At 49.6% G+C, this 19,151-nt stretch carries 18 protein-coding genes, 1 other RNA gene and 1 pseudogene; 16 read left to right on the top strand and 4 right to left on the bottom strand.

The features are described from left to right. Window position 1 precedes the first annotated feature (1 nt). The 3 genes and pseudogenes from NP596_RS09360 (at window position 2) to NP596_RS09350 (ending at window position 2,893) form a co-directional block, all read left to right on the top strand. Window positions 2–1,423, top strand: coding sequence for a Coenzyme F420 hydrogenase/dehydrogenase, beta subunit C-terminal domain (locus tag NP596_RS09360; RefSeq protein WP_256615061.1), 1,422 nt, complete (start codon window positions 2–4; stop codon window positions 1,421–1,423). Between the two features lie 423 nt (window positions 1,424–1,846). Beyond that, a pseudogene (locus tag NP596_RS22010) lies at window positions 1,847–1,960 on the top strand (chloramphenicol acetyltransferase); the annotation flags it as partial. 21 nt (window positions 1,961–1,981) lie between these two features. Next, on the top strand, window positions 1,982–2,893 hold the full coding sequence (locus NP596_RS09350; protein WP_256615059.1) for a glycosyltransferase family 2 protein: 912 nt from the start codon (window positions 1,982–1,984) through the stop codon (window positions 2,891–2,893). A 513-nt stretch (window positions 2,894–3,406) separates the two neighbouring features. On the opposite strand, the gene NP596_RS09345 is transcribed toward NP596_RS09350, so the two are convergent. Beyond that, window positions 3,407–3,682 carry a BrnA antitoxin family protein gene (locus NP596_RS09345; protein WP_256615058.1) on the bottom strand — a complete coding sequence of 92 codons (276 nt, stop codon included), beginning with the start codon at window positions 3,680–3,682 and terminating at the stop codon, window positions 3,407–3,409. Here NP596_RS09345 and NP596_RS22140 point away from each other — a divergent pair. The 3 genes from NP596_RS22140 to NP596_RS09330 all read left to right on the top strand — a co-directional run bounded on the left by NP596_RS22140 (window position 3,669) and on the right by NP596_RS09330 (window position 4,954). After that, on the top strand, window positions 3,669–3,962 hold the full coding sequence (locus NP596_RS22140) for a hypothetical protein (RefSeq protein WP_256615057.1): 294 nt from the start codon (window positions 3,669–3,671) through the stop codon (window positions 3,960–3,962). The genes NP596_RS09345 and NP596_RS22140 overlap by 14 nt on opposite strands. A gap of 228 nt (window positions 3,963–4,190) precedes the next feature. Next, window positions 4,191–4,463, top strand: a complete 273-nt coding sequence (locus NP596_RS09335) for a type II toxin-antitoxin system TacA family antitoxin (protein ID WP_256615056.1) — start codon at window positions 4,191–4,193, stop codon at window positions 4,461–4,463. Next, on the top strand, window positions 4,460–4,954 hold the full coding sequence (locus NP596_RS09330) for a GNAT family N-acetyltransferase (protein ID WP_305891729.1): 495 nt from the start codon (window positions 4,460–4,462) through the stop codon (window positions 4,952–4,954). The genes NP596_RS09335 and NP596_RS09330 overlap by 4 nt, the downstream gene beginning before the upstream one ends. Window positions 4,955–5,201: 247 nt before the next feature. Here the strand turns inward: NP596_RS09330 and NP596_RS09325 are convergent, their stop codons facing one another. Together NP596_RS09325 and NP596_RS09320 are read right to left on the bottom strand one after the other, a co-directional pair. Next, window positions 5,202–5,621 (bottom strand): type II toxin-antitoxin system VapC family toxin, encoded by a 420-nt coding sequence (locus NP596_RS09325; RefSeq protein ID WP_256615055.1) that lies wholly within the window; start codon window positions 5,619–5,621, stop codon window positions 5,202–5,204. Then, the gene (locus tag NP596_RS09320; RefSeq protein WP_256615054.1) at window positions 5,618–5,866 is read right to left on the bottom strand and encodes an AbrB/MazE/SpoVT family DNA-binding domain-containing protein; all 249 of its coding nucleotides are present in this window, start codon (window positions 5,864–5,866) and stop codon (window positions 5,618–5,620) included. Before NP596_RS09320 ends, NP596_RS09325 begins: the two co-directional genes overlap by 4 nt. A 118-nt stretch (window positions 5,867–5,984) precedes the next feature. Between NP596_RS09320 and NP596_RS09315 the strand changes: the two genes are divergently transcribed. The 10 genes from NP596_RS09315 to ssrA all read left to right on the top strand — a co-directional run bounded on the left by NP596_RS09315 (window position 5,985) and on the right by ssrA (window position 17,132). Continuing rightward, the gene (locus NP596_RS09315; RefSeq protein WP_256615053.1) at window positions 5,985–6,209 is read left to right on the top strand and encodes a type II toxin-antitoxin system TacA family antitoxin; all 225 of its coding nucleotides are present in this window, start codon (window positions 5,985–5,987) and stop codon (window positions 6,207–6,209) included. Window positions 6,210–6,823: 614 nt separating this feature from the next. Beyond that, a complete protein-coding gene (gene xrtD, locus NP596_RS09310) occupies window positions 6,824–8,446 on the top strand; it encodes a VPLPA-CTERM-specific exosortase XrtD (protein ID WP_256615052.1) in 1,623 nt (540 codons plus the stop codon). A 547-nt stretch (window positions 8,447–8,993) separates the two neighbouring features. Continuing rightward, window positions 8,994–10,682: a glycosyltransferase family 4 protein gene (locus NP596_RS09305; RefSeq protein ID WP_256615051.1), complete on the top strand. Its 1,689-nt coding sequence runs from the start codon at window positions 8,994–8,996 to the stop codon at window positions 10,680–10,682. Between the two features lie 299 nt (window positions 10,683–10,981). Beyond that, window positions 10,982–11,707: an orotidine-5'-phosphate decarboxylase gene (gene pyrF, locus NP596_RS09300; protein ID WP_256615050.1), complete on the top strand. Its 726-nt coding sequence runs from the start codon at window positions 10,982–10,984 to the stop codon at window positions 11,705–11,707. Window positions 11,708–11,794: 87 nt separating this feature from the next. Then, on the top strand, window positions 11,795–12,340 hold the full coding sequence (locus NP596_RS09295) for a shikimate kinase (protein ID WP_256615049.1): 546 nt from the start codon (window positions 11,795–11,797) through the stop codon (window positions 12,338–12,340). Then, window positions 12,321–13,403, top strand: a complete 1,083-nt coding sequence (gene aroB, locus NP596_RS09290; RefSeq protein WP_256615048.1) for a 3-dehydroquinate synthase — start codon at window positions 12,321–12,323, stop codon at window positions 13,401–13,403. The genes NP596_RS09295 and aroB overlap by 20 nt, the downstream gene beginning before the upstream one ends. Then, window positions 13,393–14,970, top strand: a complete 1,578-nt coding sequence (locus NP596_RS09285; protein ID WP_256615047.1) for an SPOR domain-containing protein — start codon at window positions 13,393–13,395, stop codon at window positions 14,968–14,970. Before aroB ends, NP596_RS09285 begins: the two co-directional genes overlap by 11 nt. 228 nt (window positions 14,971–15,198) lie before the next feature. Next, window positions 15,199–16,269, top strand: coding sequence for a uroporphyrinogen decarboxylase (gene hemE / locus NP596_RS09280; protein WP_256615046.1), 1,071 nt, complete (start codon window positions 15,199–15,201; stop codon window positions 16,267–16,269). Next, window positions 16,266–16,697, top strand: a complete 432-nt coding sequence (locus NP596_RS09275; protein ID WP_256615045.1) for a hypothetical protein — start codon at window positions 16,266–16,268, stop codon at window positions 16,695–16,697. Before hemE ends, NP596_RS09275 begins: the two co-directional genes overlap by 4 nt. Window positions 16,698–16,751: 54 nt before the next feature. Then, window positions 16,752–17,132, top strand: a transfer-messenger RNA (tmRNA) gene (ssrA, locus tag NP596_RS09270). A gap of 123 nt (window positions 17,133–17,255) precedes the next feature. Here the strand turns inward: ssrA and NP596_RS09265 are convergent. Further along, on the bottom strand, window positions 17,256–17,420 hold the full coding sequence (locus tag NP596_RS09265) for a hypothetical protein (protein ID WP_256615043.1): 165 nt from the start codon (window positions 17,418–17,420) through the stop codon (window positions 17,256–17,258). Window positions 17,421–19,151 lie beyond the last annotated feature (1,731 nt).

The following is a 19,151-nucleotide window of genomic DNA, read 5'->3' as shown; positions in this document are numbered from 1 at the left end:
TATGCTTAACACCAATGATATTAACCAACTGAAAACTATTGTAGACGGTGGTTTTTGTTCCGGGTGTGGCGCTTGTGCTTTAACCCTGAATACCAAAATGAATTTAAATTCGTATGGTGAATTCAATCCGGATTTGGATAGGATTAAAGATGGCAACGCTCACTTAAGGCCTGAATTACCCTCTGTTTGTCCTTTTTTATCCCCGGAGTTGAATGAGGATGAATTAGCGCGTCCATTGTTTGAATCGGATTGTAATTTCGACTCTCAAATTGGATTTTATCATTCGATTTATGCCGGTTTTGTTAAGGAGGGTTCCTATAGGGAAAACGGAACATCCGGAGGCATGGGAACATGGCTTGGTGCCGAGTTATTACGCTTGGGCGAAATCGACGGTGTAATTCACGTAAAACCCGTTAATGAGCGATCAGCCGGCGAGCCGTATTTTGCTTACGCAATTAGCCGTTCAGTTGAGGAAGTCAATACTGGCGCAAAAACCCGCTATCATGTCGTTGAGATATCGGAGGTTATGAATATAGTTAGAGAATCGCCAGGGCGATATTTATTTATTGGCGTTCCTTGTTTCAGTAAGGCGGTTAGACGATTGCAACGCGTAGATCCCCTTATTGCAGAGCGTATTAAATATGTTGCATCGCTAATTTGCGGACATTTAAAAAGCGTGCATTGGACATTATCTTTGGCTTGGGGTGCCGGTATTCATCCCAACGATTTAGCTGCCTTTCAATACAGGACAAAAGGCCCTGATATTCCCGCCAGGGCTTATGTATTTACTGCAACGCCTAAAAACGATTCGCCGTTAATAAAAAATTCCGCATCGGTTGTCGGCGGAAAGTTTAACGCCGGTGCCCTGATGTTAAACGCTTGCGATTATTGCGATGATGTTGTTGGAGAAACAGCGGATATAACGATTGGCGACGCGTGGATTTCCAAATATGAAGTTGACTCAGGCGGCACAAACTTACTTATTATTCGAAACTCACATATAAGCCAGATAGTGGCCAATGCACAGAATGACGGGCGGCTGTTTTTAAATCAGGTTTTAGCGGAAGAAGCTGCCCAGTCCCAGTCGGGTGGTTTTCGCCATCGTCGCGAAGGCTTGTCTTACCGGTTAGAAAAAGCTAAAGCCGAAGGACGTTGGGCACCTGAGAAGCGCGTTAAGCCGGGCGACTTTAATATTTCCAGGGCCAGAAAAAACATTTACGACGCTAGAATTCAAGTGGCGAAAATATCCAGGCAAGCATTTAAAGATGCATTAGTAGCCAATAATTACGATGTATATCTTAACAAAATGGAGCCGCTGGTTAAAAAGTTACGTTTTATGGAGTTACGAAATTCATTTTTTCGTTCTTTAATGAATCGAATCACGCGGATCGTTCTTAAGTTTAAACGGCGTATATTTAATTGATTATTTATGGCTAAGCAAAGAATTTATGTGGATTCTCTCACCAAAAAATTGCGGTTTGTTCGCTTTGCATGGTATTTGGTTTATACATTATTTTATTGTTGGACGCCGCGCATATTATTTTGGAAGTGGCGAGTTTTAATTTTAAGGTTATTTGGCGCAAAAATTGGCAGTGGCTGTAAAATCGATCCAAGCTGTTTTATTTGGGCTCCTTGGAATTTGGAAATTGGCGATCTAACCTGTATTGCCAATAAAGTTGAGTTATATTCGGTCGATAAAATCAAAATTGGTTCTAATGTGACTGTAAGCCAACGTTCGTTTATTTGTACCGCCTCGCATGACATAACATTATTATCCAAACCGTTAACGCATGCTCCCATTGAAATTGCCGATCATGCATGGGTTTGCGCGGAATCGTTTCTTGCGCCAGGGGTAAAGGTGGGCGAAGGCGCGGTAATCGGCGCCCGCTCCGCCGTGTTTAAAGACGTGGAAGCGTGGTCCGTGGTGGGCGGTAACCCGGCTAAATTCATCAAAAAACGTATTTTGCGGGACGGCAATTAAATGAAAGCGGATATCACGGCCATTATTTTGACATTTAACGAAAGTCAACATATCAAACGCTGCATAGAAAGCGTGCGGGACTTTTGCAGCGATGTGGTGGTGGTGGATAGTTTTTCGACCGACGATACGCAAACGATTGCCGAAAATCTGGGCGCGCGGTTTTATCAACATGCTTTCGTTAATCATGCCAGTCAGTTTAACTGGGCCTTGGACAATATCGATATTTCCACGGAGTGGATTTTTCGTATCGATGCGGACGAATACGCGGAAGCCGACTTGAAGCGGGAACTCGCCGGAGCCTTGCCGCAAGCGGATGCCGAGGTATGCGGCTTTTTCGTGCGGCGTAAATATGTGTTTTTGGGGCAATGGATACGCCGGGGGGCGATGTACCCCATCGATGTGTTGCGGGTGTTCCGGCGCGGCAGCGGACGCATCGAACAGCGTTGGATGGACGAACATATCGTGTTGGAGCGCGGCCGCGCGGCGCGCTTGCAAGGCAATATCGTCGACGACAACTTAAACAGCGTCGGCTGGTGGGTGGATAAACATAATAAATACGCCACCTTGGAAATGCTGGAGTTGTTGAATTTGAAATACGGCTTTTTGCCTGGCGACGCCTCGATGGCTCAGCATGTTGCCGGTCAAGCCAAGCTTAAACGCTGGATAAAAACGGTTATTTACGCCAAATTGCCGTTCTTCGTGCGGCCGCTGTTGTATTTTCTGTACCGCTATTTTTTAAAATTGGGTTTTCTGGATGGCGTAAAAGGCTTTGCCTTTCATTTCATGCAGGGCTGCTGGTACCGCTGTCTGGTGGATTTAAAAATACTGGAGGCGGAACGTTGGATTGGCACGGAACAAGACGCTACGGCGATTAAAGAAATTTTAAAGCGCAAGACCGGTTTGCGGTTATGAGGGATAAATCCCGGTTTGTTTTCCGCCGGGATTTTACGGATAGGCGTTATCGATTGTAACGATTCGGCGTAGGTTGGTTAGGCGCCGGCCGTAACCCAACGCATAGCCTTATGGCGGCTCAATGGCTTAGATTGCCGGGTTACGCTCTATCGAGCTAACCAGAGCTATGTTTCTATTTTTTGAAGTCCGTAGGCCGGAATAAGCCGAAAGGCGTTTCTGGCGATTTTAAGTTAACCGGCGTTTCTCCCAACTGGCCGGGCATGGCGATTTTTTTGCCTTTTAGAATCCGCGAGGGGGCTTAGCTGAATTAGCGATTGCGCACTTGTTTGCCGGAAACGCCTTTCGGCTTATTCCGGCCTACGATCTACGAACTAATTAAAGGGGGCTGATTCTTTTTCTACTTTTTTGCCATTCGCCTTCTTCGCTCAAGGAGGGGCAAGTACCGGATCGTCACCGTCCCCGGCCGCGCCTCAAGTCAAACACGCAAAGCGCGATCATGGCAATGGGTTAGGTTTACTGAGCGCGACGATTTTCTTTTACATCTTCAGAAAGCCAGGCTTTGATTAAAGATTGATAAGGCATATCGCGTTTATTGGCTTCAATCTTTATTTGTTCCAATAAACTTTCGGGTAGCCGCAGTGAAATCGTTTTAGTTGACGGTTTTAGATTAGGCATCGAAACGGATTGCGCTCGACTCCAATCTACATAATCGGTGGAATCATGCGTTTCCCAGAATACCCGTTCTTCTGCTTCGGTTTTAAATGTCGGTATTTTATTGGTTTTGCTCATAAACGGTTCTCTCTTTTCGGTGCATGTCGCGCGCCGAAATAATGCGTATTTAGGTATTGGCCGCACGCAGGGTAAAAGTGATGTGCAAAAGGCGAACATCGTCTGTTCTACCCAGCGCATGAAAGCGAACTTCTTTTTGGCTGTGCTTTTTGTCCGCCAAAATCAGCAGCGGCTGGTTAAAAAATACCTGCTCGGCTTCAGATTGGCTAACACTGTGCTTTTCTCGGCGCTCTTCCTTGCATTGCCGGCATCCCATTCAAATCCAGTTATTCGTACATGATCAATCATGGCTTTATATTATCACCCTATACCGGCTATGCAATTCCACTCGGCCGAAATTAAAGGGGGGCAGAACCTGCTACTTGTTTGCCGGAAACGCCTTTCGGCTTATTCCGGCCTACGATCTACGATTAATTAGGGGGCGGATCCTTTTGCCACGCCGTGTTGACAACAGCTACACACGGCACTATCTTTTGCATATCTGTTGTCATTACATAAGGAGGCTTCCATGCGCGCAGCTACTATCAATCTACGCGCCTTGCCGGAGCAGCGCGATCTCATTGACCACGCCGCCAACCTGTTAGGAAAAAACCGTTCGGACTTTATGCTGGAAGCCGCTTGCGAGCGCGCCCAGTCGGTGTTACTGGATCAAGTCTTCTTCGGTTTGGATGCGGATAAGTTCCAAAAATTTACCGCAATGCTTGACGCGCCGCCGGAGCCCAATGTTGGTCTGGCGCGACTGATGGCGGTTAAGGCCCCCTGGGAAAGCAATAACCCATGATCTTGGCGCTATCCGCGCCTCAGCCGTTGGCGGCCGGGCACCTGTTGAATGATTTCGAGTGCGACGAACACGCCCTGGACGACTGGCTCAAACGCCGAGCCATGAGCAACCAACTCAGCGGAGCCAGCAGAACCTTTGTGGTGGTTGACGAAGGAAGTCGTGTGTATGGGTACTACGCCATGGCCGCCGGCGCGGTATCTCACCCGCTGGCAACAAGCGCGGTTCGCCGCAATATGCCCGATCCGATTCCGGTCATGGTGCTTGGCAGGTTAGCGGTAGACAGCCGGGCGCAGGGCATCAAATTGGGGGCGGCCATGCTGCAAGATGCGGTGAGTCGCGCCATCGCCGTATCGCATAACACCGGGGTTCGCGCGTTGCTCGTCCATGCTCTCCATGAGCGGGCAAAACAGTTTTACGAGCACTATGGCTTTCAGGAGTCGCCGCAGCATCCGCTGACACTGATGCTGCGCTTGAACACCGTAAAGGCCTGATCGTTAAAGGGGGCAGAACCTTTTGCCGAGGCGCCGGCAGCTTCGATTGTCGGGTTACGCTCTATCGAGCTAACCCGACCTACGTTTCTACGTTTCTATTTTTTGAAGTCCGTAGGCCAGAATAAGCCGAAAGGCGTTTCTGGCGATTTTAAGTTAACCGGCGTTTCTCCCAACTGGCCGGGCATGGCGTTTCTTAGTCTATTGCATCATTAAAATACATGAATAGGTTTAGTCGTAGCGTAATAGATTATTCCGAAGGCACTATGACAGATATAGGCAGTGCAAGACGTTTTGCGCGACGCGCAAAGCGGCGATCATCAAAGCTATAAAAGCTTTCACATTGGTGACAAGCCATAAGGTGCAGTGCATCGGCAAACTCCAGGCCTTCTGCTTGTAACACTAAAGCTTGTGATACGCGAGGCGATTCTTCAACAATGACATTGGCTAGCCCCAGCAGATGTTCGACAACATGACGAAAGTCATTAGCATCAAAATGATAGAACGCACGTAAAACCCATTCAAATTCTAAAATGACTGTTAATGGCACAAATAACTGCTTGGATTCAGTCAATATCCGTCGAGCAATCGGGCGTTGTTTTGCGGCTTCCGGATCGTTAGGATCATCAACGTAAAAACGAGCCAGAATATTGGTGTCAACACCCTTCATTTAGCATCACGCATGGCCTGAGCAACATCAAAATCCGCCAAATGTCTTTCTCCGGGCTCTTTACAGGTTAGTAATCCATAGCCATCGTCAGGGCGTGTATTATGAATCCGTTGGCTAACCTCGACGCGCAAACCGGCATTTTCAAGGATAAAAGTCAGTTGAGAACCCGCTGTAATCCCCAATTGTTTACGAATATCGCTAGGGATAACGACTTGGCCTTGCTCGGAAACAGTCACTGTTTGCATATTGCCCTCTTTAATTCTGTATGAGCCAAAAGCTATATTTTGTCTCTTAAGATCATATCGTTATATATTAACGCCGGCAAAAAATTAAAGGAAAATTAAAAGGGTCAGACCCTTTTGCATGCGAATACATCCTTGTCTAAACAGAAGCTGGAAAAAGCTGTCTGAGTTTGTGCTGTCTCAGTCATTGGCGACAGCGGAAAGCATCATCAGCCAGCATGAACAAATTAGCTTATCTAAAACGGATTGGGCGCTGTTTTTGGATGCCTTGGAAAACCCGCCAGCCAAGAATGCCAAATTGAAACAAGCGTTAGTATTACATAAAAAGTCGGTTGTTAAGGCTTGATAAAGCAAAATATCGCAGCACCTAATGCCAATCATCAACGCAAACTATTCAATTGCGGCGACTCCAGTCTGAACAGCTATTTGCAACAATATGCTCGTCAGAATGTAAAGCACCGCATCAATAAAGTGTTTGTAGCCACCGAATCCGCGTCTCCACAATCCATTTAGGTTTTAAATATTTCTGTAACCCATGGATGGCAGTATGGTTAAGCCGGTTTTTCCTGTGAGACAAATCGCCGCACTGAAACTTCGGGTTACTTACTTATAATGACCGCCTGCTTCGGCACGCGGATTAATCGTAACTATTCAGCGTATGCTCGCCGATGCGGATCAATTGCGTAGGTTGGGTTAGCTCGATAGAGCGTAACCCAACTATTGAAGCCATTGCACCGCCATAAGCCGATGCGTTGGGTTATGCTACGCAACCTACATCGGGCTTTTACGACAAGCGCCGGCGTGAGAAGGCTGGAATGGATGCAGGAAACAGGGCATCGCGGCAACCGCCGTCGAAAGGCCGGTTGTGCTTTGCGCAAAATAGTTACAAAATCCCGAGCCGACACTTTGGCTGTTCCGTTTTTTGCGGAGCTTGTATGGACTTAACCTAATTTTTTGTACATGGACTCTCAAGACACTACTTTAATCTCATCCAGCCCTTCGTCTTATATTTTCGCTTGGTGGGGGTTGGCGCTGCTGCTGCTTGGCCTTGTGTTCCATGAAAGCCTCATGGAAATGGGGAATATCTGGATGGGCAGCGAGGAATACAGCCACGGCTTTTTTATCCCCGCCATCAGTGCTTATCTGATCTGGGTGCAGCGCAACGAGCTGAAATGCACGCACGACTTTAAATCGTCATTATTGGGTGTCGCGATTTTGCTGGCGGGCTTGCTATTGTTTTTGTTGGGCGGCTTGGCGACCATTCGCACCATTCAACACTATGCGTTTATTTTGGCGGTAACCGGCATTTTTGCCGCCGCGTTCGGTAAACAGGGTTTAAAGACAGCCTGGGTGCCGCTGGTGTTTCTGCTTTTTATGGTGCCGTTTCCCCAATTCATTATCAATAACCTGTCGTCCAAGTTGCAGCTGATTTCGTCCTGGTTGGGGGTGGAGTTTATTCGCGCTTGCGACATCATGGTGTATCTGGAAGGCAATGTTATCGATCTGGGCGGTTATAAATTGCAAGTGGTGGAGGCCTGCAGCGGCCTGCGCTATTTGTTTCCCCTAGCCAGTTTGTCCTTTTTGTGCGCGTATTTGTTTAAGGGCCCGGCCTGGCAAAAGCTTTTGATTTTTCTGTCTTCGGTGCCGCTGACTATTTTTATGAATAGTTTTCGGATCGGTGTGATCGGCATTTTGGTAAACCATTGGGGCACCGAAATGGCGGAAGGCTTTTTGCACGATTTCGAAGGCTGGGCGGTGTTTTTGCTCTGCATGGTATTGCTGTTCATCGAGATGTGGCTGTTTTCTCGTTTCAGCGGCAAAAAAACCGCTTTTGCCGAATTGGTTCAATTGCCGGACGAATGGTTTGCGGCCGGTAAAACATCCCAAATGGATTGGTATTTGAATAAATCGGTGTTCGCCGTTTTAGGCTTGATCGTTACGGTCGGTGCCGTGGGGCAGTTTGTGCGCGGCGGCGAGGAGATTATTCCGCAGCGGAAGGCCTTTCTTAATTTTCCGTTGCAACTGGGGGCATGGCAGGGCCGACGCGATTATATCGAGCAAAAATATCTGGATACCTTGAAGTTGACCGATTACATCGTGGCCAATTATGCGGCGGAGGATGCGGCAAGTTCGGTCAATTTTTATTCGGCTTATTACCAGTCGCAACGCAAGGGCGCTTCGGTGCATTCGCCGCGCAGCTGTATTCCGGGCGACGGTTGGCAGATTACCGGTTTTGGGCAGCAGGAATTTCCCGATATGCGGGTGCAAGGCACTCCCTTAAAGGTTAACCGTGCGGTGATAGAAAAAGGCGAGTACAAGCAGCTGGTGTATTACTGGTTCCAACAACGCGGCCGCTCGATTACCAACGAATACATGGTGAAGTGGTATTTGTTTTACGATGCCATCGCCATGCACCGGACCGATGGCGCGTTGGTGCGTCTGGTCACGTCGTTGGACAAGGGCCAGGACATCGAGGTGGCCGATCGACGCCTGCAAGCGTTTATGCGCGATATGGTTAAGGTGTTGCCGGATTATTTACCCGGCAAAGAGATCGTGCCGGCGCAAGTCGTTCAAACGGATTGAGCCTTGGCGCTCAACAAAAACCGGAAATACCAACTACATTTAAACGTCAACGAGGTCGCCGTAGTTGAATCGCCCGGGCATTATCATGCCCACGCTACGTTTGCATATCGGCATTCCCAAGCGTAGGGCAGGCAGAGTTCTTGAAGAAACTCAACGGTTTGATTTTGTTGGGTTACGCTACGCTAACCCAACCTACAGCTTCGTAGGTCACGTTGTCGCGATAGCGATTACGTAACAATTCGAAGCTCGCGGCTTTGAATTTGCCGGATAACGTTCCGCGCACTCTGACCTACGCAATTGACCCGTATCGGCGTAGGTTGGGTTAGGCGCCAGCCGTAACCCAACGCATAGTCTTATTGCGGTTCAATGGCTTCGATTGTTGGGTTACGCTCTATTGAGCTTTTATGCCCTTGAGGGTAAACCCAACCTACACAATTGATGCGTATGTTGGCGTTCACTGAATAGTTACCAATTTTTTTTGCATATGCCGGATAGATATCCGGCTTAAAAGCGGCTGGTTAAATCGCCGCTTCCATCGGACTATATAATGGAATTATTTTTAAGTTTTACCCTCTCGACTTTGATTAGCGTGTTATTAATGCCGTTTTTAATTAAATCGGCTAAATACTTGGGTATGCTTGACGAGCCGGACGAGCGTAAGGTTCATACTCAAGCCATTCCACGTTGCGGCGGGTTGGGATTGTCATTTGCCACCTTAACCACCATTTTAATTTTAGCGCCGCTGGAGCAGCCCTTTAGCAGCTTGCTGATCGGCGGAGCCATTATCGTTTTATTCGGCTTGCTGGACGATATATTCAACCTGAATTATAAATGGAAATTTCTAGGGCAATTTATTGCTGTTATTTTTGTATTGCAGCAAGGGATTTATTTAAAATTTTTGCCTTTCTTCGGTTTGGATGACGCCCCATTATGGATAGCGTATCCATTGAGTTTTATTTTTGTGGTGGGCGTCACTAACGCCGTCAATCTGTCCGACGGTCTGGATGGTTTGGCCGCCGGCATTATGCTGATGACGTTGGCGGCGGTGGCCTTTTTTGCCGATTATGTCGGCGGTAAGGATTTGGCTTTGATTGCCTTGGCCATCATCGGCGGTATTTTGGGTTTTTTACGCTTTAACAGCCATCCCGCCGTCGTATTCATGGGCGACACCGGCAGCCAGTTTATCGGTTTTATGGCGGCGTTCCTGTGTATTTATTTGGTTGAAAATGTCTATGTCACTTTAAACCCGGCCTTGCCGTTGCTATTGCTGGGCTTGCCGGTGCTGGATACCTTGATGGTAATGAGCCAGCGGATTTATATCGGCAAGTCGCCTTTTTCGCCGGACAAGCGGCACATTCACCACCGCTTATTGGCGCTGGGTTTTAGCCATGCGGAGGCCGTGTCCTGCATTTACGCGTTGCAATCCGTTTTTTTACTGGCCGCGTTTATTTTGCGCTACCAAAGCGACTTGGCCGTTTTGGGTTGTTGGGGTTTGATTTGCGCATCCATTTTGCTGTTTTTCCTTTGGTCCGCGCAAGCCGGTTGGAAAATTCGCCCCGAGAACGACCCGGCCGACCGCCGGCGCGGCATTCTGAGGCGGTTCGATTGGCTGTATTGGGCTTGCCGCCTATATATTGAATTCGGCTTGCTGATTTATTTGTGGGTAATGATTTTTGCCATGTATAAATCGTTTAAGCTGTTTTCGGAATCCGAGCCGTTTTTCTTGACCAGTTTGGTGGCGTCCGCCTTTTTGGTGTTGTTATTTAAAAAACCGTTATTAAATTCCGTAATCAAGTTATGCGTATACATTACCGCCACATTCTCGGGCTTTGTTTTAACCTCCGACCATTTTAACAACCCTTTTATCGATATAGGCGTTGCCGCCTATTTGACGATGTTAATGGTGGTTATTTTTATCGGGATTCGGGTTACCCGCAGAAATGTGTTTTCATTCTCCACCCAGGATCTTTTAATTTCGTTATTCGCCGTGGCGGCGGTATTGTTGTCCGACACGCCGTTTCCGGTTAATTTTTTATTTAAATTATTATGCCTGGCCTACGGCATCGAATATTTATTTAACTTTCCGTTGCGGGCTTATAAATTATTAAAAGTATCCGCCTTGTTGGCCGGGCTGATGGTGTTTTCGGTTTTAAGCCAGGGTTACGATGCCAAATCGGAAATATTCTCGCCGAAAAACAGTTTGTCTTCTTTCGCTATTTTCCCCGCCGCCCAATGAGCCTGTCGCTGTTGGGTTAGCATAACGTACCTTCTCTGACAAATTCAAAGTCGCGGCTTCGAATTGTCACGTAACCGCTACCGCGGCAACGCGACCTACAAGGCTACGCTAACCCAACAAAATCAACCCTTTGGGCTTCCTTGCATTCAGCCCGACCCGCTTTTACGGCAACCGCCCCCATAAAGACGTTTCGGACGGCCAAGACCGAATTGCGCAATAACCGGTATTTGCGGAGGACGTACCGTATCAATATCGGCTAAAATTCGACCGGTCTAAGATCTTCTATCGGAACCTGCTGCATGAGCGACACATTTATCTCAACCAAACCCATTCCTGTTCGCGAGCGTTTGATCATGGCGCTGGATGTGCCTGGTATTCCCGAAGCGCAAGCCTTGGTGGAAGAATTGGGGGACGCGGTGATTTTTTATAAAGTCGGCATGGAGTTGTTCATGTCCGGCGATTATTTTGCCTTTATCGAGTGGCTAAAAGCGCGCAACAAAAAGGTATTCGTCGATTTAAAGTTTTTCGACATTCCGGCCACGGTCGGGCGGGCGATAAAAGCCTTAAGCAGCAAAGGGGTGGATTTGGCCACCATCCACGGTAACGATTCGATCATGGAAGCCGCCGCGCAAGCCAAGGGCGATTTAAAAGTGCTGGCGGTTACGGCCTTGACCAGTCTCGACCGCGGCGACTTGGACGATCTGGGTTTTCAGTGCGACGTCAAGCAATTGGTGTTGTCGCGCGCCAAACGGGCCTTGCAAATCGGCTGCGACGGCATTGTGTCGTCCGGCTTGGAAGTGTCGATGATTCGGGAAGAACTGGGACAGAAGTTGCTGGTGATTACCCCCGGTATTCGTCCGGTGGACAATCGCGAGGACGACGATCAAAAACGCGCGGTCAGCGTGGAGCAGGCCATTCAAAACGGTGCCGATTATTTGGTGGTAGGCCGGCCGATTCGCGACGCCGCGGATCGTAAAGCCATGGCGGAAAAAATTCAGAGCCAAATCGCGGCGCTGTTTGACTAATCGCCATTGTCGCGGGGCGGATTACATTTTATTCCTGATAAAAAGTGGGCATAATGCCTGCCTTTCCATGCATTAACCCGCTTTCGAATGAAAAAACTGGAGAATATCTATTTGATCGGCTTGATGGGGGTGGGTAAAACCACTATCGGCAAGCAGCTGGCCAAAGCCTTGCAGCGGCCGTTTTACGATAGCGATAAAGTCATCGAAGACAGCATGGGCGTGGATATTCCGACCATTTTTTCCTATGAAGGCGAAGAGGGTTTTCGCCTGCGCGAGCAAGCCGTGATTCAACAATTGACGGCTTTGCCCGGCATTGTGATGGCTACCGGCGGCGGTTCGGTGATCAGGCCGGAAAACCGCGAGGCCTTGAAAGCCAGCGGTTTCGTGGTGTATTTGCATTGCTCCATCGATAAAATTTTGTACAGAACCCGCCACGATACGCAGCGGCCGCTGTTGCGTACCGACAACCCCCGGCAGCGTTTGCAAAGCCTATTGGCGGCCAGGGAGCCTTTATATACGGCCTGCGCGGATTTTAAGATCGACTCCGGCTCGTTGCCCGGAAAAACCGTGGTCAAAACCATTTTGCAGCAATACCAGGCTGCACTGGAACATAATGAAAGCATTGCAAGTTGAATTAGACAACGGCCGTAGTTACCCGATTTATATCGGCTCCGGCTTGCTGGCCCAACCGGAATTGCTGACTCGGCATATCCGCTCCAAACAGGTGGCCATCGTCACCAACGAAACCGTCGCCCCGTTGTATTTAGCGCCCGTGCGGGCGGCATTGTCCGCTCATCAAGTGGAGGCGGTGGTTTTGCCGGACGGCGAACAATACAAAACCCTGCAGTATCTGGAAGAAATTTTCGACCGCTTACTGGCGAAAAAATTTAGCCGCAATTCAACGCTGATTGCCTTGGGCGGCGGCGTGATCGGCGACATGGGCGGTTTCGCGGCGGCCTGCTACCAGCGCGGCATTGCCTTTATCCAGATCCCCACTACCTTGCTGGCGCAGGTGGATTCTTCCGTCGGCGGCAAGACCGGCGTCAACCACCCGCTGGGCAAGAATATGATAGGCGCGTTTTACCAACCGCAATGCGTCATCGCCGACGCCGATGTGCTGGACACGCTGGACGACCGGCAATTGTCCGCCGGGCTGGCGGAAGTGATTAAATACGGCCTGATTCGCGATCCGGCATTTTTAGAGTGGCTGGAAGCCAATATGCCGCTTTTAATCGCCCGCGACAAAGCCGCCCTGGCTTATGCCATCGAACGCTCCTGCGCCAATAAAGCCGCCGTGGTCGGCGAAGACGAGTTCGAATCCGGGGTGCGGGCCACCTTGAATTTGGGGCATACCTTCGGCCATGCCATCGAAACCGGCAGCGGATACGGGCATTATCTGCACGGCGAGGCGGTGGCTATCGGCACCTGTTTTGCGGCGGATCTATCCCGCCGGCTGGGCTGGCTGAACGATGCCGACGTCGAGCGCATCGTGGCGCTATTTAAAGCCGCCAACTTGCCGGTTACGCCGCCGGCGGATATGCGTCCCGAACAGTATGTGGATTTGATGGCGGTGGACAAAAAAAATATCGACGGCAAAATTCGCGTTATCTTGTTGGAAAAAGTGGGCAAGGCCTCTCTGCCTGTGAACGTGGATTTGGAACAGTTGCAGGCGACGTTGAAAGCTTATGTTGGATAACGGCGAATTCACTTACGACTTTCAAAAGCGCCCGAAAATTGCCGGCAATGCCAGGCAGGCGGAGCGCGCGCTGATTAGCGTGGACCGCTCTCAAAAGCTGGATTTGTTGGTCCATCTGTTGACCAATCTGCGGCAATCCCTGATCGTCTGCGGGCCGGACGGCATAGGCAAAACCACCTTGTTGCAAACCTTCTCGGAAACCCATAAGGACACCTGGCCTATTTGCCTGCTGCCGGGTTCGGGTGCAGTGAGTTTCGAATCGGCGGTGGCGCAGTTGAGCCGGTTTTTGAATCTCAGCAATGCCAGCGTGAATTTCGATTTGTCGTCCTTGCGGGCATTTTGCGACAAGCAGAAAGTCGTTTTGATTATCGACGACGCCGGCGAACTGATGCCGGGCTTGATTGGCGAATTGATCGACTTTGCCGATTCCTTGGCCGGCTTGCGGTTGGTGTTGGCCATGAGTAACGACGAGTTGCAGGAGAAGGCGGCTTCGGACAGCGCCATCGATGAGTGCCATTTCATCGAATTGCCGCCGCTTAATCAGCAGCAATGCCGGGACTACCTACAAAACCTGTCGGCCCTGCCGGGTTCGCCGCTTTCCTTTAACGCCATCACCGATACGCTGGTGGAAGACATGTATCTGCAAACCCAAGGGGTGCCGGGTAGGTTAATCGCCGAGCTGCCGAAGTTTAAGGAATATCAAAACCGGCGGGGCCGGCAAACCGGTTTGTGGATCGGCATCGTTATGGTGCTCGCCGCGGCGGGTTATGCCGTTAAAGCTTTCCTGCCCGAGGATCTTTTAGGCGGCGCGAGTTCAGAAACCGCTATCCGGCAAGAGCCGGCGCGGATCCCGAATGAACCTGTAGACTCGGTGCCTGCGCCGGCGCTTGAATCGGCGGCTCAGGTCGAAGAAAACATCGCGCCCGCCAGCGAATTGTTGCCGGAATCCTTGTTGGGCGAAGACTTGCCTGTGCAGACTGAGCTGCCGAAAGCTTCGGCGGAACAGCTAGTTGCCGAGTCCGCGGCGCGAGCGGAAAAACCGGCTGAAACTATTCCGGTGCCGCCCGTCGAATCGGTCGAGGCCGGCGAGTCGGCCGGGATGGATACCGTCGTACCGGTTGTTCCCGCAGTAACGGAAGCGCGGCAGCCTGAAATCAAGCCGGAAGACAGCAAACCCGTGGAAAAGCAGCCGACAGCCGAAACCAAACCGGTTGAGAAACCGTCTGTTGCGCAAAAACCGGCTTTACCTAAGCCGGCCGGCGCCGAAGTTGACGGCGGCGATCTCGATTGGATCATGGCCCAGCCCGCCAATAATTACACCGTACAAGTGATGGTGCTTTCCAGTAAAGCATCGGTGACGCGCTTTTTACGTAAATATGCCGACTATCGAGATGGTCTAAAATATTACGCCATCGGCAAAGAAGGCCAGGAAAAATATGTGATCATTTATGGTTCCTTTGCGTCGTCCATCGAGGCATTGAACAATAAATCCGATATGCCCAGCGAATTTAACAGCGGTCTGGTCAAGCGCTTTAATCAAGTGCAAAAGGCTAGCCGGCGCAAATAGGTGTAACTATTCAGTGAATGCCGGCCGATGCGGATCAATTGCGTAGGTTGGGTTGGGTTGGGTTAGCTCGATAGAGCGTAACCCAACTATTGAAGCCATTGCACCGCCATAAGCCGATGCGTTGGGTTACGGCTAGCGCCTAACCCAACCTACGCTGAATAGTTACCCTTATTTTTAAATTTTGTTGCGGATGCCTCTCAGGCGGCATCCCTTTACCGTTCAAAACCAATGACACCATTAAATAACGATTTATTCCTCCGCGCCCTGTTAAAACAACCTGTCGAACGCACTCCGGTTTGGATGATGCGTCAAGCCGGGCGCTATTTGCCCGAATACCGCGAAGTCCGCAATAAAGCCGGCAGCTTCATGCAACTGTGTACCAATCCGGAACTGGCTTGCGAGGTGACGTTGCAACCGTTGGACAGATTCGATTTCGATGCGGCGATTTTGTTTTCCGATATTCTGACCATACCCGATGCCATGGGGTTGGGGTTATCGTTTGCGGAAGGCGAAGGCCCGCAATTCGCTCACCCGGTCAGAACCGCCGCCGATGTGGCCAAATTGCCGATTCCCGATCCTGAGGCGGAATTGCGCTATGTGATCGACGCGGTGCGTTTGATCAAAACCAACCTGAACGGCCGCGTGCCGCTGATCGGCTTTTCCGGCAGCCCCTGGACGCTGGCGACCTATATGGTGGAAGGCAAAAGCAGCAAATCCTTCCAGAAAGTCAAAAGCATGATGTTTGAACAACCGCTGTTGATGCATCAAATGCTGGATAAATTGGCGCATTCGGTGGCGGCTTATCTGAACGCGCAAATCGCCGCCGGCGCCGGCGCGGTGATGGTATTCGATACCTGGGGCGGCATGCTCAGCCACAACGATTATCTGGAGTTTTCCCTGCGTTATGCGCAGCAGGTCAGACAGTTGTTGAATACGAAGCGCGATGGCCGGCAAATTCCGACCATTCTGTTTACCAAGGGCGGCGGCCTCTGGCTGGAAGCGATGGCCGACACCGGCTACGACGCGCTGGGGCTGGATTGGCAAACAGACATCGGCAATGCCCGCGCCCGCGTCGGCGACAAAGTGGCCCTGCAAGGCAACATGGATCCCATCACCTTGTACGCGCAACCGGAAGTCATTCGGGAAAAAGTCGGCAAAGTTCTGCACAGTTACGGCCATGGTTCCGGCCATGTGTTCAATTTGGGGCACGGTATCTTGCCCGACATCAATCCCGAGCATGTCGCCGCCATGGTAAATGCGGTGCGCGAACTGAGCCCTCAATATCATCAATTGCCATGAAACAATTTCACGGCCTGGACACCCTCTGTCAATCGCATCGGGGCTGGCTGAAACCGCAAGATTTGGCCGCCCTGCTGCAAGCCGACTTACAAGCCTGCCATTGCAGGATTTATGGCTGCATTGACGACGATCCTGAAATCCTGCTGGCTACATTGGCTTTGTTGCCGGAAACATTAAACTACGACAGCTTCGACCAGCGCCTGGATTTCATCGTCGCCGGCCCCATATTACGAAATGACTGCGTGCCTTTGACTTATCGTTTAGAAGGTCGGGCATTTGCCATTACCGGGCGTTGCTCCATGATCGCCCGGGTTTGCGGTGTCGACCTGTACTTGCAGAGCAGTTACACGGCCGTGATCGGCGATACGGCGAGGCAAAAATTTTCCATTGCCATTAAACCTTTGTTACAACAGCTAAAACGGCAATAGCCGGAAAAAATAGTCATACAATTTTTTCTGAAATTCGATAAAATGAAAGCTCTTGGGGGCGACCTGGCTTCGACGTGGGTAGCAAAACCTCAGGTGCATGCCGAGCACAGTACCGCTCGTAAAACCTACTGAACTAAAGTATTCGCAAACGACGAAAACTACTCAGTGGCCTTAGCAGCTTAAAACCTGCACCACTTCTCTGACCGGATGTACTTATGCGTCTGGAGTCTCTTTCGGGAGGCGCTCAGGGATCATATTACATAAGATCGCGCCAGGGCTTAGTTCGGAGCCTAAAGCGCTAAATCCAATCGAAATCGCTGTTGATCCTCTTGGCCCGACGGGTAGTCAACAGTTAAATTAAAAGCGCGGGATAAGCATGTAGAGCTTGTGGCGGAGTGCTTGCGGACGCGGGTTCAATTCCCGCCGCCTCCACCACCAAGATTAAGAACGGGGCCTAAAGCCCCGTTTTTTTGGTTTTAAACAAAGATTTTCCTTGCTGGATTCATTTAATCCACCAATGAGGCCACATGATCCGACGCGCCATCATGAATTCGGCGCTCATTCATCTTTCGTCTCCGGTTTCTCTGCCGCTTCGTCAGCTGCGCCGCCGCCAGCGGATTTAGCCTTGTCCGCCCGCTCTTCCTGCGCCAATACCTTTGTCACGAATATTAGACCGCCCATAATGGCGAGTACCATCACTATTTCTAGCAGCATCCTCATCATAACCATCACCTCGCGCGGAAAGGCAGCGGAATATACCGCCACTGGCCCTTCTAGCCCCCATCCGTGCGAATGTCAACCTCCGAGTGCATTCATCCGCCTCAAAGATTAGGCGAAAACGCTTTTGGACAGAAGCGGCACCCTAATCAAACAGCCGTAATCAACATGCAAAATTGCAGCTAAAATTTCAATCCGGATTGGCCGCCGGTGCGTCCAGATCATTAGCGAGGATCGCGGCCATTTCCTTGCACTGCCAACAAATAACCCTCCGCCCCATCCAAAAAGCGAATTCGAACGACTGATGGGCTTGCGCTAGCTTGCCGCAAGTAGTTCGGTCAAGGCCTATGGATAAGTTTATTGCAATCGCTATTGAGATTGGCGGCTTTTTTGGGTGTGTCGGTTGAATAGTGATTTCTGGCGGGGAATAAAACTCGCAATAAATCCATAACGGATTTTTCAATGCGCTTGCATAATGCTTACATGGATTTTAGGAAAGGACACTCAGCGCTTTAACTTACTGAATTTATTGGGGTGAACGATGGGGCTCGAACCCACGACAACCGGAATCACAATTAGGCCTGTTTTATTTATTAATCAATGACTTAATCAGTTCATTTGTCATCATTAGTCAAAAATAGGCCCTTGATTCTAAAGAAGTTTCATTCTATTTGTCATCAGAATTTTGAGGCCAAATCGAGCTATAGACGGCCCCAAGAAATCAAAATTTGATCATAAGTATTGATCGGTCTCGAAGCTTTAGACATCAAATGTTGTACCCTTCATTTCATAGTTGATCTAGGACCTTTGACACTCAGCACACAAGTAGGCGGCGGTATAGACGCCATAAATGATTTCTCAGTGAGGTTCAGCCAAAATTTCCCGAACCGTATCTAAAGTCATCATCAAGGTCATTGATTGCAAAGGTGACTCTACAAATCCCTGTGAAAGATAAAACTGTTTGGCTGGTTTGGACAGGGCATGAACCAATATAGCGAATACTCCATCATCCCCTCAGAGGTTGACTACTCGACCTTGTGATGACAGCGAATGGCAGCTTTTCGCCAACCAACATTGAGTCGTCTTTGGCTCGACCCGACCCTAAGGAGCCAGTAGGCCCATTTTTTCGAGCGACAACATAAAATCCTAAGGAGACAGTGGGCTTTGTATTAAGAAAGTAAGAGTTTCCAACGTAACAATGAAACAGACATATCAATACCTAAAGGAACCTTACTGATTAATCCCCTCCCCCCAGCGATATAATGTAGCAACAGCTCCATTTTCGTAATGATGCGCATGGAACACTATCAACAACTCAGCTTTGCCGATGCCAAATATGCAAATAATGGTAAAGTCACATTTGGTGGTAACCCACTTGATTTCGGTTACCTATGAGGCAACGACCCACTTTTACTGACCGCCTTGGTTACTTTTAATTTGAGACAATTCGAGTGTCGTAGTATGAATAGTGATTTGGCTTTAATGGTTTATATTGGTGGAAGGCTGTTTCGTGATAGCAAACCACGATTAGCATCAAGACATAGTAGGTTACCTATAGGCGAATTCACCTAACAATCCTCCTTACCGAGTTAGCTTGGACAATAATATGAGCGAGCAAAAAAAAATCGAAATAGACGAGATTCTAGACGTCATAAAAACAGAAGCTAGCCATAGGCATATCGTTCCATTTCTGGGAGCTGGAATATCGGCAGCAGCCGGACTCCCAACAACTAAACT

The organism is Methylomonas rivi, from assembly GCF_024505165.1.
GTDB classification, from domain to species: domain Bacteria; phylum Pseudomonadota; class Gammaproteobacteria; order Methylococcales; family Methylomonadaceae; genus Methylomonas; species Methylomonas rivi.
The sequence above is the reverse complement of the archived record's forward strand: the minus strand, read 5'-3'. Positions and strand labels throughout refer to the sequence as shown.

Excerpts from the sequence above, each read along its gene's own strand:
- hemE (WP_256615046.1), top strand. The coding sequence starts at position 15,199 with ATGACACCATTAAATAACGATTTATTCCTCCGCGCCCTGTTAAAACAA.
- NP596_RS09295 (WP_256615049.1), top strand. The coding sequence starts at position 11,795 with ATGAAAAAACTGGAGAATATCTATTTGATCGGCTTGATGGGGGTGGGT.
- pyrF (WP_256615050.1), top strand. The coding sequence starts at position 10,982 with ATGAGCGACACATTTATCTCAACCAAACCCATTCCTGTTCGCGAGCGT.
- NP596_RS09360 (WP_256615061.1), top strand. The coding sequence starts at position 2 with ATGCTTAACACCAATGATATTAACCAACTGAAAACTATTGTAGACGGT.
- NP596_RS09325 (WP_256615055.1), bottom strand. The coding sequence starts at position 5,621 with ATGAAGGGTGTTGACACCAATATTCTGGCTCGTTTTTACGTTGATGAT.
- NP596_RS09320 (WP_256615054.1), bottom strand. The coding sequence starts at position 5,866 with ATGCAAACAGTGACTGTTTCCGAGCAAGGCCAAGTCGTTATCCCTAGC.
- aroB (WP_256615048.1), top strand. The coding sequence starts at position 12,321 with ATGAAAGCATTGCAAGTTGAATTAGACAACGGCCGTAGTTACCCGATT.
- NP596_RS09335 (WP_256615056.1), top strand. The coding sequence starts at position 4,191 with ATGCGCGCAGCTACTATCAATCTACGCGCCTTGCCGGAGCAGCGCGAT.
- NP596_RS09330 (WP_305891729.1), top strand. The coding sequence starts at position 4,460 with ATGATCTTGGCGCTATCCGCGCCTCAGCCGTTGGCGGCCGGGCACCTG.
- NP596_RS09350 (WP_256615059.1), top strand. The coding sequence starts at position 1,982 with ATGAAAGCGGATATCACGGCCATTATTTTGACATTTAACGAAAGTCAA.
- NP596_RS09345 (WP_256615058.1), bottom strand. The coding sequence starts at position 3,682 with ATGAGCAAAACCAATAAAATACCGACATTTAAAACCGAAGCAGAAGAA.
- NP596_RS09315 (WP_256615053.1), top strand. The coding sequence starts at position 5,985 with ATGCGAATACATCCTTGTCTAAACAGAAGCTGGAAAAAGCTGTCTGAG.
- NP596_RS09275 (WP_256615045.1), top strand. The coding sequence starts at position 16,266 with ATGAAACAATTTCACGGCCTGGACACCCTCTGTCAATCGCATCGGGGC.
- NP596_RS09305 (WP_256615051.1), top strand. The coding sequence starts at position 8,994 with ATGGAATTATTTTTAAGTTTTACCCTCTCGACTTTGATTAGCGTGTTA.
- NP596_RS09285 (WP_256615047.1), top strand. The coding sequence starts at position 13,393 with ATGTTGGATAACGGCGAATTCACTTACGACTTTCAAAAGCGCCCGAAA.
- xrtD (WP_256615052.1), top strand. The coding sequence starts at position 6,824 with ATGGACTCTCAAGACACTACTTTAATCTCATCCAGCCCTTCGTCTTAT.
- NP596_RS09265 (WP_256615043.1), bottom strand. The coding sequence starts at position 17,420 with ATGATGAGGATGCTGCTAGAAATAGTGATGGTACTCGCCATTATGGGC.